This is a genomic window from Saccharopolyspora sp. MMCC62 (assembly GCF_057736575.1).
The window spans coordinates 461,850-477,298 of record NZ_JBYKCM010000005.1 but is presented as its reverse complement, the minus strand read 5'-3'; the positions used below and the strand labels follow the sequence as shown (position 1 = coordinate 477,298).

Here is a 15,449-nt window from a genome sequence, read left to right as displayed (position 1 = left end):
AGAGTAGGACACCGCCGACAATACTCGTAAAGAGGGGAACGCCCCGGAACTTGGTTCCGGGGCGTTCCTGCATTTCCAGGGCCTGGTTCCTGGGTGGTGGTGACACCTCCCGGGAGCCGGGCCTTCGTCATGTCCGGAGACGGGTTCGGTGCCAGGTCCGAGGATGCCACCGGGGTTAGAGTCGGCCGGATGAGTAATGGCGAGCACAGCGAACCGGACCTGAAACCACGCAGCCGCGACGTCACCGACGGGGTCGAACGGGCTCCCGCGCGCGGCATGTTGCGAGCGGTCGGCATGGGCGACGAGGACTTCGCCAAACCTCAGATCGGGGTGGCCTCGTCGTGGAACGAGATCACCCCGTGCAACCTGTCGCTGCAACGATTGGCGCAGGCGGGCAAGGACGGGGTGCGCGCGGCCGGCGGATTCCCGATGGAGTTCGGCACGATCTCCGTGTCCGACGCGATCTCGATGGGTCATGTCGGCATGCACTACTCCCTGGTGTCCCGCGAGATCATCGCGGACTCGGTGGAGACGGTCATGCAGGCCGAACGGCTCGACGGCTCGGTGCTGCTCGCCGGCTGCGACAAGAGCCTGCCCGGCATGCTGATGGCCGCGGCACGGCTGGGCCTCGCCTCGGTGTTCGTCTACGCGGGGTCGACGATGCCGGGGAAGGTGGACGGCCGAGAAGTGACGATCATCGACGCGTTCGAAGCGGTCGGTGCGTGCGCGCGGGGTCTCATCGGCGAGGACGAGGTGGAGCGCATCGAACGCGCCATCTGCCCGGGTGAAGGTGCCTGCGGCGGGATGTACACGGCGAACACGATGGCGTGCGCCGCGGAAGCGCTCGGCATGTCGCTCCCCGGCTCGGCGAGCCCGCCGTCGGTGGACCGGCGCCGCGACACGAGCGCTAGCGACGCCGGTCGGGCGGTGGTGGGCCTGCTGGAACGAGGGTTGACGGTTCGGGACATCCTCACCAAGGAAGCGTTCGAGAACGCCATCGCCGTGGTGATGGCGTTCGGCGGGTCGACCAACGCGGTGCTGCACCTGCTGGCCATCGCCCGCGAAGCCGAAGTGGACCTGCGGCTGGAGGACTTCAACCGGATCGGCGACCGGGTTCCGCACCTGGCCGACGTGAAGCCGTTCGGCAGGCACGTGATGCCCGCGGTCGATCGGATCGGCGGCGTTCCCGTGGTGCTGAAGGCGCTGCTCGACGCGGGGCTGGTGCACGGCGACTGCCTCACCGTCACCGGCCGCACGCTCGCCGAGAACCTGGCGGAGCTCGACCCGCCCGAGCTGGACGGGGAGGTGCTGCGGCAGCTGTCGAACCCGCTGCACCCGACGGGCGGCGTGACGATCCTGCGCGGTTCGCTCGCCCCGCAGGGCGCCGTCGTGAAGAGCGCCGGGTTCGACACCAGCACGTTCAGCGGGACGGCCCGCGTGTTCGACGGGGAACAAGGCGCGATGGACGCGGTCGAGCAGGGAACGCTGGGACCGGGGGACGTGGTGGTGATCCGCTACGAGGGTCCGCGCGGTGGGCCCGGGATGCGGGAGATGCTGGCGGTGACGGGCGCGATCAAGGGAGCCGGGCTGGGCAAGGACGTGCTGCTGCTCACCGACGGACGGTTCTCCGGCGGCACCACCGGCCTGTGCATCGGCCACGTCGCTCCCGAAGCCGCGGACGGCGGGCCGATCGCGCTGATCCGCGACGGCGATCCGATCCACCTGGACCTCGCCGCGCGGACCCTGGACCTCCAGGTCTCCGACGCAGAACTGACCGACCGCCGAGCCGCCTGGAGCAAACCTCGCCCGACGCTCCGCACCGGCGTCCTGGCGAAGTACGCGGCCCTGGTCGGCTCGGCCTCCGAAGGAGCCCCCTGCCACCCCACCCACCCGGAGTGAACGGACCGTTCGACCGATCTATCCGGACGAACGGGCCGTTCACCCGGCGCTCCAGAGCCCCGGCCACCGCCACACCCGGAGATGAGTGAACGGACCGTTCGACCGACTAGATGCGACGAATGGTCCGTTCACTTCGAAAGGTGGGAGCAACGGTCCGTTCACTCGGGAACGGGGAGCGGGGAACGGCGGGGCGTTCCGGGACAGCCCCCGCCGCCGGCCGCGCCCCGACTCGACGTGAGTGAACGGACCGTTCGCCCAACTAGATGGGACGAGCGGTCCGTTCACTCCGAAAGCGTCGGACGAACGGTCCGTTCACTCGGGTCAGGTGGTGGGGAGCATGAGGATCGGCGCCGTCGTGGGCGCCGGTGAGCCACCCGCCGGTTCCACCGTCACGCCCAGGTGGGCGGTGTCGGGGGGCATGGTGGCGACGAGGGGTTCGGTGCCGGCCGCGGCGAGCATGCCCGCGGAGGTGGCGGTGCCGCCCGGTTCGATGAACCACACCTGGTAGGCGCGATCGTCGGGCGGCGGTGCCATGCCGCTCGCCATGAACATCGCCTTGCCTTGTTCGTGGGACAGCACGGTGGTGGCGCGCATCCCGCCCGGCCCGGGCATGTTGATCACCTGGGCGTCGGGGGCCTGCAACATGGCGGAGATCTCGGCTCCGCGCGCCCCGGCGGTGGTCATCCGGTCGCGGGCGGCGTCGAGTTCCTGCTGGGCGCGGACGGCGACGACGCCGAACACGGCGGCGAGGGCGACGCCGACGGCGGCAGCCGCGACGGAGAGCCGGGTCGCCCACGAGTACCGGCGGCGGCGCTTGGCGGCGTGCGCGGCGAGGTCGGCGGGCGGCGGCGGGTCCTGCCGGGTCTGGGCGATCTCGGCGAGCACCCGCTGCTTGAGCGTGTCGGGCGGCGTGGCGTGTTCGGCCGAGCCGAGCCGGGCCGCGGCTTCGCGCAGCTCCAGGACTTCGCGGCGGCAGTCCTCGCAGCTGGTCAGGTGCGCCTCGAACTCGGCGCGTTCGTCGTCGGGCAGCGCGTCGACGGCATAAGCGCCGGTCAACGTGGCCAGGTCGGTGCTCATCGGCCCACCCCCAGGCAGTCGCGCAGTCGGATCAGCCCGTCCCGCAGCCGGGTCTTCACGGTGGACGCGGGCGCTTCGAGCAGGCCGGCGGCTTCCCGGTAGGTGTAGCCGCGGTAGTAGGTGAGCAGCACGGATTCCCGCTGCAGCTCGGTGAGGGCGGTGAGGCAGCGCCGCACCTGCCGCTGCTCCCACCGGGTGGTGACGGATTCGCTGACCTCGTCGAACGGTCGGCCGTGCTGCTGGGCGCCGACGCGGGCTTCGCGGTCCCGCCCGGCTTGGGCGGAGCGGACGCGGTCGACGGCGCGCCGGTGCGCGAGGGTGAACACCCAGGTCTGCACGCTGCCGAGTTCCGGCCGGTAGTGGGTGGCGCTGCGCCACACCTCGACGAGGACTTCCTGCGCGACCTCTTCGGATTGGGCGGCGTCGCGCACCACTCGCTGGATCATGGCGAGCAGCGAGCCCGCGAGCAGGTCGTAGAGCTGCTCGAAGGCGCGTTCGTCACCTTTGGCGACCTCGGCGATGAGCGCCCGCGCGTCGGGCCCCTCGTCGGGCGGCGGTGTCCACCGCTGCGGTCTGGAGTGCGGTCGTTCCTGCATGCCGGGTCCCTTCACCGGGATCGTGCCGAGTGTGCACCGCCGCTGGTCGGGCGGCGTGGTCAGGCGGGTTTGCGGAAGCCGAGCTGCCACACGTCGAGGTACCCGGAGCGGAAGCCGGCTTCGCTGTAGGCGAGGTAGAACTCCCAGGTGCGGCGGAACCGTTCGCTGAAGCCGAGCGCGGCGATGTCGTCCCAGCGGTGCTGGAACGTGTCGCCCCAGGCCCGCAGCGTGGCCGCGTAGTCGGGCCCGAACGAGTGACGCCCGGTGCCGCGCAGACCGGTGTGGTCGCGCACGGTCTCTTCGATCGCTCGCAGGGAGGGGATCTCGCCGCCGGGGAAGATGTACTTGTGGATCCAGGTGTGCGAGCGGCGGCTGGCGAGCATCCGGTCGTGCGGCATGGTGATGGCCTGCAACCCGATGCGGCCGCCGGGCACGAGCAGCCGGTCCAGCGCGGCGAAGTAGCCGGGCCAGTACTCGGAGCCGACCGCTTCGATCATCTCGACGCTGATGATCGCGTCGTAGCCGCCCTCCGCGTGCCGGTAGTCGCGCAGCTGCACGTCGACGCGGTCGGTGAGCCCGGCGGCGGCGATGCGCTTCTCGGCGAGCTCCTTCTGCTCGGCGGACAGGGTGAGGGTGGTGACCTGCGCGCCCCGCGAGGCGGCGCGGATCGCGAGCGCGCCCCAACCGGTGCCGATCTCCAGCAGCCGGGTTCCGGAGCGGACCCCGGCGAGGTCGAGGACCCGGTCCATCTTGGTGCGCTGCGCGTCGGCGAGGTCGTCGGTGCCGGGTGTGAACATCGCCGACGAATAGGTCATGGTCTCGTCGAGGAACGCGGCGAACACGTCGTTGGACAGGTCGTAGTGCCGTTCGATGTTGCGCCGCGAGCCGCTGGTGGTGTTGCGCTCCGCACCCGGTTTGGGCGCGTCGACCCAGCGCCGGAGGGTCTGCAGCGGTGCGGGCACCAGGTTCGCGAGGCGTTCGGCGAACGGGGTGAGCAGCTCCGCCGGGTCCGGGCTGTCCCACTCCCCGGCCACGAACGACTCGCCGAACCCGATCTTCGAGTCGGCGCCGAGCCGGTGGAAGAACGCGGCCGGGTCGAGGATCCGCATCAGCGGCGAGCCCGGCCCGCCCGCGCCGATCCGCTCCCCGCCGGCGAGGGCGACGCGGACCGGCAGGTTCCGCACCGCGTACCGGAACAGCCGTTCGGCGAAGTGCGCGCGCACCGGCGAGTGCGGGGCGGGCCCGATCGAATCCCACGGTCCCAGTTGGGTGGCGGGTTGGACGGTGATGCTCATCGGATGCCTTCCTGGTGCAGGTGGGGACGTCGGGGGACGATGCGGAACCCGCGCAGCCACAACGAGATCCCGTGCTTGCGGATCAGCGCGGACACCCGCTGCGGCACCAGCGGGCGGCGCAGCGCGGCCCGCACCACCGCGCGGGTGGTCGCGGGTTCGCGGACTCCGGTGAACACCGCGGTCAGCAGCGGCCGGTGCTCGTCGCGCAGCCGGATCCGCAGGTGCAGGCGTTCGCCGGGCGGGCGGACCCGCATCTCGTAGCGGCCGTGCTCCGGCAGGAACGGGGACACGTAGAACTCCTTGCCCACCTCGGCCCGACCGGATTCGTCGGGGTGCAGCAGGTAGGCGTGCCGTTCCCCGTAGGTGTTGTGCACTTCGGCGACGACGCAGCGCACCGAACCGTCGAGCCGGTGGCACCAGTACACGGTGATCGGGTTGAACACGTGCCCGAGGACGCGGGCGTGCGCCAGCATCAGCACCCGGCCACCGTCCAGCTCGACCCCGCGCAACGCCAGCCAGCGCTCCAGGTTCTCCCGGATGCCGCGCCGCGGATCGCCCAGGTGGTCGCGCGCGTCGAACCGCGCCAGCGGGCGCAGCCACCACGGCGGCCGGGGCAGCGCGTCCAGGTCGACCAGCCACGTGTACAGCGGATGCCGGAACCGGTTCCCGGCGTCGCCGTGCCGGACGTGCACCACGTCCCCGTGGTACAGCGCCGGAACGGCCGCGGCGCTCACCAGCCCGCCCCGAACGCCTCGGCGGCGCGCACCCCGCTGGCGCAGCCGTCCTCGTGGAACCCCCACCCGTGGTAGGCGCCGGCGAAGCGGGTGCGCGCATCGCCCAGCTCGGGCAGGTGTCGTTGCGCCGCAACGGAATCCGGCGTGTAGATCGGGTGCCGGTAGTGCATCCGGGCCAGCGCCCGCTCCGGGCGGACCCGGCCCGCCGGGTTCAGCGTCACCAGGTAGTCCTCCGGTTCCGCCAGCCGCATCAACCGGTTCATGTCGTAGCTGACCAGCACGTGCCCCGGATCGGCGGCGCAGCTCGGCTTGTGGTGGTTCCACGACGCCCGCGCGCCCGCCGCGCGCGGCAGCACGCCCGCATCGGTGTGCAGCCACGTCTCGTTCTCCGAATAGCCGAACGCACCCAGCACCTTCGCCTCCGCCGGAGTCGGATCGGCCAGCAGCGCCAGCGACTGGTCGGCGTGGCAGGCCAGCACCACCCGGTCCACCTCGTGCACCCGGTCCTGCGCGTCGCGGACCTCCACCCGGTCCGGGAACCGCGACACGGACCGCACCGGGGTGCTCACGTGCACCGCCGACAGCCGCTGCGCCGCGCGCGACACGTACTCGGCGGAACCACCCGAGACGGTGCGCCACGTCGGCGAATCGCCCACCGACAACATGCCGTGGTGGCGCAGGAACTCGAACAGGTAGCGCGCCGGGTACCGCTTGCTCACCTCGAAGTCCGCCGACCACACCGCGGACACCAGCGGCAGCGCGAAATGGTCCACGAAGTACCGCGAGAACCCCTGACTCCCCATGAAATCGCCCAACGTCACCGAGTCCGCCGACTCGCCCGGCTCGTCCAGCAGCCGGTTCGCGGCCCGGTGGAACCGGACCACCTGCGCCAGCATCGCCAGGTAGCGCGGGCGCACCACATTGCCGCGCTGCGCGAACAACCCGTCCAGCCGCCGCGCCCCCGCGTACTCCAGGCCGCACCCGTCGCAGGACACGCTCATCGACATCTCGGTCTCCGCGGTCCGCACCCCCAGCTCCCCGAACAGCCGAAGCAGGTTCGGATAGGTGCGCTCGTTGTGCACGATGAACCCGCTGTCCACCGGCACCACGCGCCCGTCCGCGCTGCGCAACCGGTGCGTGTGCGCGTGCCCGCCCAGCCGGTCGTCGGCCTCGAACAGCAGCACCCGGTGGTTGCGCTGCAACAGGTACGCGGCGGTGAGCCCGGAAACCCCGGCGCCGACCACGGCCACGGTGCCGCTCATCGCAGCTCCTCCTCGACGATCAGTGCGCGGGCGAAACGCCTCGTCAGCGCCTCCCACTCGGTCCAGCGGCGCAGCATGGCGTGGCCCGCGCCGGGCACGCGCACGTACGTCAACGCAGGCGGGCTCGGCAGCTGCAGCGCGCGGCGCGCGAAATCGGCCGACTCGGCGGGCGAGGTGACCCGGTCGGCATCGCCGTGCGCGATCAGCACCTCGCAGCCCGCGAGCTGCTCCACCGGCTCGCCCGGCTCCACCCACGGCGCCAGCGCGCACACCCCGCGCACCCGCTCCTCGCCCGCCAGCCGCAACGCGACCCGGCCGCCGAGCGAATGCCCGACCAGCAGCACCCGGGCGCCCGGGTGCTGCTCCTCGACGCGCCGCAACGCCCACCGGGCGTCGGCCAGCGCGTCCAGCCGCGGCTCGTTCCAGCCCCGGACCCGGTTGCGCAGCAACCACACGTGCACCGCGCTACCCGCCGCGGCCCGCCGCACCGACCGCGCCACCGCGTGCATCCGCTGGTAGGCGAGCTGATGGGTGCGCACCGGTTCGTCGCTGGTGGCGCGCCCGCCGTGCAGCACGAGGACCACCGTCCGCGGCTCGTCCGCGCGGGACCGCAGGACGCGCACCGACGGCCGCCGCTCGTGCCTCCCCGGCGGATCTCCGGGACGCTGCTGGATCTGCATGTCCCCGGTTCGGAACACCACCCGAACCGGTTTGGTCGATGTGCGTCGGATCACAACGACCGATCCGCGGGTGGCCGCGCTCCGAACGCACCGCAGCAGACCAAGGAAGGGGTTCGTGTGTCCGAACAGCGCAAGCCGCGCGGAGCGGCCCACCGGATCGAACGCGCCGTGCGCGACCTCATCGGCATCCCGCTGCCGGTGGGGCTCACCGCCTGGGACGGCAGCACCGCAGGACCCGAGGACGGGCCGCGCGTGGTGCTGCGCAACCGCCGCGCCCTGCGGCACGTGCTGTACCGGCCCGGGGAGCTCGGCCTCGCCCGCGCCTACGTCAGCGGTGACCTCGAAGTGCGCGGCGACCTCACCGACGGGCTCCGCCGCTGCTGGTCGGCGATCCGCGCGCAGCGCACCCGCGCGGTGCGGTTCGGTCCCGCGCAGTGGCGGCGGCTGCTGGGCGAAGCCGTCGCGCTCGGCGCCGTCGGGCTCCGGCCCGCGCCGCCCGCCGGGGAGGCGAAGCTCGCGGGCAGGCTGCACAGCCGGTCCCGGGACCGCGCGGTGATCGCCCACCACTACGACACCGGCAACGAGTTCTACGAACTGCTGCTCGACCCCAGCATGGCCTACTCGTCCGGGTACTGGACGGGGGACGGCGCGGACTACGGGCTCGCCGAAGCGCAGCGGGACAAGCTCGACCTGATCTGCCGCAAGCTGCGGCTCGGCGACGGCGACCGGCTCCTCGACGTCGGCTGCGGCTGGGGATCGCTCATCCTGCACGCCGCCCTGCACCACGGGGTGCACGCCACCGGCGTCACCCTGTCGGCGCAGCAGGCCGCGCACATCCAGAGCCGCATCGACGAGCTCGGCCTCCGCGGGAAGGTCGACGTGCGGCTGCAGGACTACCGGGAGATCGACGGCGAACCGTTCGACGCCGTCGCCTCCGTCGAAATGGGCGAGCACGTCGGCGAAGCCCAGTACCCGGTGTACGCGGCCACCCTGCACCGCATGCTGCGGCCCGGTGGGAACCTGCTCATCCAGCAGATGTCCCGGGCGGGTGACGCCCCCGGTGGCGGCGCGTTCATCGAGGCCTACATCGCCGCCGACATGAGCATGGTGCCCATCGGCCGCACCCTCGACCACCTCGAACGCGCCGGGCTGGAGGTCCGCGACGTGCAGGCCATGCGCGAGCACTACACCCGCACCGTCGAAGAATGGGCGCGGACGCTCGACCGCGACCAGGAGCGGGCCGTCGCGCTGCTCGGAGCCGAACAGGTCCGCATCTGGCGGCTCTACCTCGCCGGTGGCGGACTCGCGTTCGAGGAGAACCGCATGGGCGTCAACCAGATCCTCGCCACCAAGACCACAGTGGACGGACGAGGTGCCGCCACCGCGCTCGCCGGAGCCGCCCGATGAACGCCTTCCTCGTCGCCCCCGCCGCGGCGCTGGCCACCGTGCTCGTCACCTACGGCATCGCCCGGTGGCGCAAGCGCTACGACACCATCGACTCGGTGTGGGGAGCCGGATTCGCGGTGATCGCGCTCTGCTGCGCGTTCACCGGAACCGGGTCCGCCGCCGGGTGGACCGCCACCGCGCTGACCGTCGTGTGGGGGGTGCGGCTGTCCACGCACCTGCACTACCGCAACTCCGGCAAGGCGGAGGACGGCCGCTACCAGGAGATGGCGCAGCGCTACGGCGAGCGGGTCGGACTGCTCATGTTCCTGCGCGTGTACCTGGTGCAGGGGCTCGTGATGTGGTTCGTGTCGCTGCCCGTGCAAGCCGCCATCGCCTTCCCCGGCGAGCTCGGAGTGCTCGGCTGGGCCGGGGTGGTGGTGTGGCTGCTCGGATTCGGCTTCGAGACCGTGGGCGACGCGCAGCTCAGCCGGTTCCGCGCCGACTCCGCCAACTCCGGGCGCGTCCTGGACCGCGGGCTGTGGCGGTACACCCGGCATCCCAACTACTTCGGGGACGCCTGCGTGTGGTGGGGGCTGTACCTGCTGGCCTGCCACAGCTGGGTCGGGGCGGCGACGCTGCTCTCGCCGCTCGTCATGACCTGGCTGCTCGCGCGCGGCACCGGGAAACCGCTGCTGGAGAAGGGGATGCGGGAACGGCGGCCCGCGTACGCCGATTACGTCGAGCGCACCAGCGGGTTCCTGCCGCTGCCGCCTCGGCGGTGATGGTGGGGGCGGGGCCGGGGTTCTGGTGAGTGCGGGGCTGCGGTGTGAACCTGGATCCGCCGCGGTGAGTTCGGGTCTGCGGTGCACCCGGACCTGCGGTGCACCCGGACCTGCGGTGCACCCGGACCTGCGGTGCACCCGGACCTGCGGTGCACCCAGACCCGCGGTGCACCCGGACCGGGAAACCGAGGCTCCGGTAACCCGGGCCGGGGGCCTGGGGCGAGCCTGCCGTGAACCCGAGCGGAGGTCACCCGAGCGCGGTCAGTCCAGGTGGTGCAACGCCGCCGCCACCAGGGTCTCCACCCCGGCCGACAGCGTCGGGTGCAGCTGCGGGGCGAACTGCGGCGAATGGTTCGACGGCACGTCCTGCTCCGCCGTACCCGCCTCCGACGCGGCCGCGAAGCGCTCCGCGTCCACCCCGCCGACGAACCAGAACACCGACGGCGCCCCGCACGCCGCACCGAACACCCCGAAGTCCTCGCTGCCCGTCACCACCGGCGCCGGATGCACCCGCCGCTCACCGAAGACCTCGCGGAACCGGGCCGTCAACGACTCCGTGGCCGCCTCGTCGTTCACCGTCGCCGGGTAGGAATCGACCTCCGTGAACTCCGGTTCGCGCGGAGCGCCCGCTGCCGCCGCCTCCGCGCGCACGATCCTGCGCACGGCCTCGTGCACCCGGGTCCGCACCGGCTCCGCGAACGACCTGATGCTCAGCTGCAACTCCGCCTCGTCCGGGATCACGTTGTCCTTGCTGCCCGCGTTCAGCGCGCCCACCGTCACCACCGCCGACTCCGTCGCCGCCACCTCGCGCGACACGATCGTCTGCAGCCGCAGCACCGTCGCCGCCGCCAGCACCACCGGGTCCACCGTCGTCTCCGGTCGCGAACCGTGGCCGCCGCGGCCGAACATCCGCACGTGCACCGAATCGCTCGCCGACATCGTCAACCCCGGGCGGGTGAACACGTGGCCCGCGGGCATCGGACCGACGTGCTGGCCCAGCACCACGTCCGGCGTGCCGAACCGGTCGAACACGCCGTCCGCCACCATCGCCTGCGCGCCGCCGCCGTGCTCCTCCGCCGGCTGCAGCACGAACAGGACCGTGCCCGACCACTCCTCCCGGCGGCCCGCCAGCACTCGCGCCGCGCCCCGCAGCCACGTCACGTGCATGTCGTGGCCGCAGGCGTGCGCCACCGGCACCCCGTCGTCGGTGACCTCCGTGCTCGCGTACTCCAAGCCCGTCTGCTCCCGCAGCGGCAACCCGTCCATGTCGGCGCGCAGCAGCACCGTCGGACCGTCGCCACTGCGCAGCACGCCCACCACGCCGGTGCCGCCGATGCCCGTGGTCACCTCGCAACCCGCCGCGCGCAGCGCCCGCGCGCCCACCTCGGCGGTGCGGTGCTCCGCGAACGCCAGCTCCGGGTGGCGGTGCAGGTCCAGGTAGCAGTGCTCCAGTTCGGGCAGTGCTTTCGCCAGCTCGGGGAACGGACCCGCGGTCATGCATCGACTCCCTCGCGTTCGGTCACCGCGAACGACCCGCCGCGGCGTCAACACCGTCCCCCGCCACGACGGCCGTGGCCAGCCGGGGCGGTGCGACCAGCTCATCACCGGCACCCCCGACCCCACCACCGGATGTGAGTGAACGGACCGTTCGTCCAGTAGAGCTGGACGAACGGTCCGTTCACTCGGGATCCGCGGTGGCCGGCCGGTTCCGGTGGCGGTGCCGGGGGACGGCCGTCGGCTCGCTCCCGCCCTCTCGGTGGATGGCGGGAGTGAACGGACCGTTCGCCCAACTAGACGGGACGAACGGTCCGTTCACTCGGTTTCGGGTGCGGTGGGTGCCGTGCCGGGACGGGCGTTCCGGCATTCGGCGGATCTTCGCGGTGCGGCGGCCCGGCGATGGCGGGCGAAACGGACATTAGGGCAAGATCGGGTGCGGGGTGAGGGCTCGTATGATGATCTTGAAACGACTGGGAGGTCGCGTTGGTGTTCAAGAAGATGCTGCGGGCGTTCGGAATCGGCGGCCCCACCGTCGACACGGTGTTCTCCGAACCGCACGTCCAGCCGGGCTCGACCCTCTCCGGTGAGGTCCGCGTCACCGCAGACGACGAAGTCGACATCGAGCGGATCGTCCTCACCTTCGAAGCCCGCGCCGAGGTGGGGCGCGGCGACGAGCAGCACGACGCCACCATCGAGTTCCTGCAGGTCGTCGTCGCGGAGGGTTTCCACGTCGGCGACGGGGAGCACAAGGTGATCCCGTTCGCGATCCCCGTCCCCGCCGAGATCCCGATCAACGTCGTCGACGGCACCCAGCTCCCCGGGGTCGAACTCGGGGTGCGCACCGAACTGGTCGTCGCGAAGAGCGCGGACAAGGGTGATCTGGACGGCCTGTTCGTGGTCCCGCTGCCCTCGCAGTCCAGGGTGCTCGACGCGTTCGGCGCGCTCGGCTTCCAGTTCAAGTCGACCGACCTGGAGATCGGGCGGCTGCACGGCATCGACCAGCAGCTGCCGATGTTCCAGGAGATCGAGTTCTTCGCACCCGAGCAGTACCGGGACCGCATCAACGAGGTCGAGCTGACCTTCGTCGCCGACGCCGAGGGCCTGCACGTCGTGCTCGAAGCCGACCGCCGCGGCGGGCCGTTCCGCTCCGGCGAGGACGCGTTCGGGAGGTTCCGCCGCAGCCACGGCGAAGCCGAGCAGACCGACTGGGTCGCGGAGGTGACCCGCTGGCTCGAGGAGGCCGCCCAGCGCGGCGGCATGTTCGGCGGTGGCCACCCCGAGCAGCACGAGCACTACGAGGAGCAGCGCAGCGGTCCGGGCTGGGGCGGCGTCGCGGCAGGGGCCGCGCTGGGAGCGGGCGCAGGCGTACTCGGCGGCATGGCGCTGGGCGAGGTGCTCGACGACGACGGCGAGGGCGAAGAGGACTGAGCTCGGGTGGAGTGAACGGACCGTTCGTCCAACTAGACGGGACGAACGGTCCGTTCACCCACGTACCTCCGGGCAGGTGGGCGCGGGCCGGCGCCGACACGCCTCCCCGCCCACCGCCACACCGAGTCCGGAGCGAACGGACCGTTCGTCTCGCTGGATCGGACGAACGGTCCGTTCACTCAGATCACGCGGTCGCGGTGATCGGCATCGCTGCGGCCCCCGGAGGCGGCTTCGGGCATGAGTGAACGGACCGTTCGCCCAACTAGACGGGACGAACGGTCCGTTCACTCATGCGCAGGGGCGGCGGGTCAGAACTCCCGCCCCGTCAACATCCGCGTCAACGCGGCCAGCTCCGCGGCAGGCCCCGGGTCGAGGGCGGCCGCGTCGAGGTGGTGCAGCGCCTCGGCCTCCAACGTGGCGATGTGCCCGCGGCTCCACTCCCGCGCCCCGGAGTCCGACACCAGCCGCGCCGCCCGCACCGCGTCCTGGTCGGACATCTCCCGCGAGTACAGCTCGCCGAGCTCCCGCCCGGCGGCCGTCCCGGAGTTCAACGCGGCCACCACGGGCAGCGACTTCTTCCGGTTCCGCAGGTCGGAGTGCACCGGTTTCCCGGTCACCACCGGATCCCCCCAGATGCCGAGGATGTCGTCGACCAGCTGGAACGCCAGGCCGAGCCGGTAGCCGAACCGCCGCAGGTGCTCCACCCGTTCCGGCCCGGCACCGCCGAAGAACCCGCCGAGCGCGCAGCTGCACCCGAGCAGCGCCCCCGTCTTCGCCCCGACCATCGTGAGGCACTCGGGCAGCGCCACATCGGTGCGCCGTTCGAACGACATGTCGGAGCTCTGCCCGTCGACCAGGTCGAGCACGGTGGCGTTGAGCTCCTTCAACCCGGCGAGCGACGCCGGATGCCCGCTGCTGGTGAGCACCTCCGCGGCGAGCGTCAGCAGCGCGTCCCCGGCGAGGATCGCCGGACCGGACCCGAACACCCGCCAGGCGGTGGGCCGGTGCCGCCGGGTGAGGTCACCGTCCATCACGTCGTCGTGCAGCAGCGAGAAGTTGTGCACCAGCTCCACGGCGACCGCCGCGGGCAGCACCTGCCGCGTCTCGGCGCCGACGCCCCGCCCGGTGAGCAGCACCAGGGTGGGCCGGATCGCCTTGCCCTGGTCCTCGTCGACCGGTGCACCGTGCTCATCGCTCCAGCCGAAGTGGTGCCCGACGATGCGCTGCATCGACTCCGGCAGCGATCCGACCGCGGCGCGCAGCGCCGGATCGAGCAGCTCCCGGCCGGTGCGCAGCGTGTCGGCCACCGTCCGTCGTGCCTCGTCCACATGTGCGGTCATCTGCGCGGCTCCTTCACCGGGTGGTCTCGACGTGTTCGAGCACGCCGAGCGCGTCGGGGACCAGCACCGCCGCCGAGTAGTAGGTGCTGACCAGGTAGGACGTCACGGCGTGCTCGTCCAGCCCCATGAACCGCACGTTCAGCCCGGGTTCGTGCTCGTCGGGGATCCCGGTCTGGCGCAACCCGACGACGCCGTTGTCATCGGCGCCGGTGCGCATCGCGAGGATCGACGTGGTGCCGGTCTCGGAGACGGGGATCTTGTTGCTGGGCAGCATCGGCACCCCGCGCCACCCGGTGACCCTGGTGCCTTCGACCTCCACCACGTCGGGGAGCACGCCGCGCCGGTTGCACTCGCGGCGGAACGCGGCGATGGCCCGGGGATGCGCCAGCACCAGCCGGGTCTTGCGCCGCTTGGAGAGGAGTTCGTCGAGGTCGTCGGGGGTGGGTGGGCCGGTGCGGGTGTGGATGCGTTGGGAGAGGTCTGCGTTGTGGAGGAGTCCGAAGTCGGGGTTGTTGAGCAGGTCGTGTTCTTGGCGTTCGCGGAGTGCTTCGATGGTGAGCCGCAGCTGCTGCTCGGTCTGGTCCATCGGCGTGCTGTACAGGTCGGACACCCGGCTGTGCACGCGCAGCACCGCTTGGGCGACGGCCAGTTCGTACTCGCGCGGCGAGGTCTCGTAGTCGACGAACGTCCCGCCCAACATCGCTTCCCCGCTGTGCCCGGAGTGGATGCCGATCTCGGCTTCGCCGTGCTCGTTCTGCGTCTTCACCGGACGCGACCGCACCTCGTCGAGGTGGGCGCGCAGCCCGTCGGCGCGGCCCGCGGTCTCGGCCAGGACGTCGCCGCGCAGCTCCAGCACCGTGCACGGCGTGGCGGTCTTCACGGTGTGCGGCCACCGCGATTCCGGGTCGAGGAGCAGTCCGGAACCGGCGTGGTCCCCGTCGGCGAGGATGCCGAGCACCGCGTCGTCGCCGTACTCGCCGCGGGTCAGCTTGTGCGCTTTCCCGTGCGCCAGCAGCAGGATCCGGTCCACGGGTGCGCCCGCTTCGGCGAGGACCGCGCCGGCCTCGTACTCGCGTTGCACGAACCGGTCGGCGAGCGCGCCGAGCACCGCGGCGTCGTCGAACTCGCGCAGCGCGGGCAGTTCCCGCAGTTCCTGCGGCACCACCTGCACGTGCTTCCCGGTGCTGACGAACGTGATGCGCCCGTCGCCGAGGGTGTAGGTCAACCGGCGGTTCACCCGGAAGGTGCCGGAGCTCGCCTCCACCCACGGCAGGGTGCGTTGCAGCCAGCGGGACGTGATGCCCTGCATCTGCGGCGGGGTCTTCGTCGTGGTCGACAGGTTCCGCGCCGCGTCGGTGCCCAGGCTGAGCGCGGGGCGAGTGCCGGAACCCGCGTCCGTGGGGTCCTCGGTGTGGGTCTCGCGGGTCATGCAGTCACCAATCCCGTTGTCGTTGCTGGAAGAACCGGGCCGGG

Annotated in this window: 13 protein-coding genes; 4 read left to right on the top strand and 9 right to left on the bottom strand. The window is 72.1% G+C overall.

Annotated elements, in window-relative coordinates:
• The first annotated feature begins 189 nt into the window (after positions 1 to 189).
• Positions 190 to 1,899, top strand: coding sequence for a dihydroxy-acid dehydratase (gene ilvD / locus AC29IT_RS15500; RefSeq protein ID WP_488219128.1), 1,710 nt, complete (start codon positions 190 to 192; stop codon positions 1,897 to 1,899).
• A 321-nt stretch (positions 1,900 to 2,220) separates the two neighbouring features.
• Here the strand turns inward: ilvD and AC29IT_RS15495 are convergent, their stop codons facing one another.
• The 6 genes from AC29IT_RS15495 to AC29IT_RS15470 are packed head-to-tail and all read right to left on the bottom strand — an operon-like array spanning position 2,221 to position 7,543.
• Complete coding sequence (locus tag AC29IT_RS15495) at positions 2,221 to 2,976, bottom strand: anti-sigma factor (RefSeq protein ID WP_488219127.1); 756 nt, start codon at positions 2,974 to 2,976, stop codon at positions 2,221 to 2,223.
• The gene (gene sigK / locus AC29IT_RS15490; protein ID WP_358437112.1) at positions 2,973 to 3,572 is read right to left on the bottom strand and encodes an ECF RNA polymerase sigma factor SigK; all 600 of its coding nucleotides are present in this window, start codon (positions 3,570 to 3,572) and stop codon (positions 2,973 to 2,975) included. Before sigK ends, AC29IT_RS15495 begins: the two co-directional genes overlap by 4 nt.
• A 59-nt stretch (positions 3,573 to 3,631) precedes the next feature.
• Positions 3,632 to 4,867 (bottom strand): class I SAM-dependent methyltransferase, encoded by a 1,236-nt coding sequence (locus AC29IT_RS15485; protein ID WP_358437109.1) that lies wholly within the window; start codon positions 4,865 to 4,867, stop codon positions 3,632 to 3,634.
• The gene (locus AC29IT_RS15480; protein WP_488219138.1) at positions 4,864 to 5,604 is read right to left on the bottom strand and encodes a DUF1365 domain-containing protein; all 741 of its coding nucleotides are present in this window, start codon (positions 5,602 to 5,604) and stop codon (positions 4,864 to 4,866) included. Before AC29IT_RS15480 ends, AC29IT_RS15485 begins: the two co-directional genes overlap by 4 nt.
• Entirely contained in the window at positions 5,598 to 6,863 is a 1,266-nt protein-coding gene (locus AC29IT_RS15475; RefSeq protein WP_488219126.1) for an NAD(P)/FAD-dependent oxidoreductase, read from the bottom strand. The genes AC29IT_RS15480 and AC29IT_RS15475 overlap by 7 nt, the downstream gene beginning before the upstream one ends.
• Positions 6,860 to 7,543 (bottom strand): alpha/beta hydrolase, encoded by a 684-nt coding sequence (locus AC29IT_RS15470; protein WP_488219125.1) that lies wholly within the window; start codon positions 7,541 to 7,543, stop codon positions 6,860 to 6,862. Before AC29IT_RS15470 ends, AC29IT_RS15475 begins: the two co-directional genes overlap by 4 nt.
• Before the next feature lie 117 nt (positions 7,544 to 7,660).
• On the opposite strand from AC29IT_RS15470, the gene AC29IT_RS15465 reads away from it, so the two are divergent.
• Both AC29IT_RS15465 and AC29IT_RS15460 read left to right on the top strand, forming a co-directional pair.
• The gene (locus tag AC29IT_RS15465; protein ID WP_358437102.1) at positions 7,661 to 8,950 is read left to right on the top strand and encodes a class I SAM-dependent methyltransferase; all 1,290 of its coding nucleotides are present in this window, start codon (positions 7,661 to 7,663) and stop codon (positions 8,948 to 8,950) included.
• Positions 8,947 to 9,711: a DUF1295 domain-containing protein gene (locus AC29IT_RS15460; protein ID WP_488219124.1), complete on the top strand. Its 765-nt coding sequence runs from the start codon at positions 8,947 to 8,949 to the stop codon at positions 9,709 to 9,711. Before AC29IT_RS15465 ends, AC29IT_RS15460 begins: the two co-directional genes overlap by 4 nt.
• 261 nt (positions 9,712 to 9,972) lie before the next feature.
• Here AC29IT_RS15460 and AC29IT_RS15455 read toward each other — a convergent pair whose 3' ends face one another.
• Positions 9,973 to 11,208, bottom strand: coding sequence for an amidohydrolase (locus AC29IT_RS15455; protein ID WP_488219123.1), 1,236 nt, complete (start codon positions 11,206 to 11,208; stop codon positions 9,973 to 9,975).
• Between the two features lie 486 nt (positions 11,209 to 11,694).
• Between AC29IT_RS15455 and AC29IT_RS15450 the strand changes: the two genes are divergently transcribed.
• Entirely contained in the window at positions 11,695 to 12,636 is a 942-nt protein-coding gene (locus tag AC29IT_RS15450; RefSeq protein WP_488219122.1) for a sporulation protein, read from the top strand.
• 308 nt (positions 12,637 to 12,944) lie between these two features.
• Here AC29IT_RS15450 and AC29IT_RS15445 read toward each other — a convergent pair whose 3' ends face one another.
• Both AC29IT_RS15445 and AC29IT_RS15440 read right to left on the bottom strand, forming a co-directional pair.
• Positions 12,945 to 13,976: a family 2 encapsulin nanocompartment cargo protein polyprenyl transferase gene (locus tag AC29IT_RS15445; protein WP_358437091.1), complete on the bottom strand. Its 1,032-nt coding sequence runs from the start codon at positions 13,974 to 13,976 to the stop codon at positions 12,945 to 12,947.
• Positions 13,977 to 13,989: 13 nt separating this feature from the next.
• Positions 13,990 to 15,405: a family 2B encapsulin nanocompartment shell protein gene (locus tag AC29IT_RS15440; protein ID WP_488219121.1), complete on the bottom strand. Its 1,416-nt coding sequence runs from the start codon at positions 15,403 to 15,405 to the stop codon at positions 13,990 to 13,992.
• Positions 15,406 to 15,449: the final 44 nt, after the last annotated feature.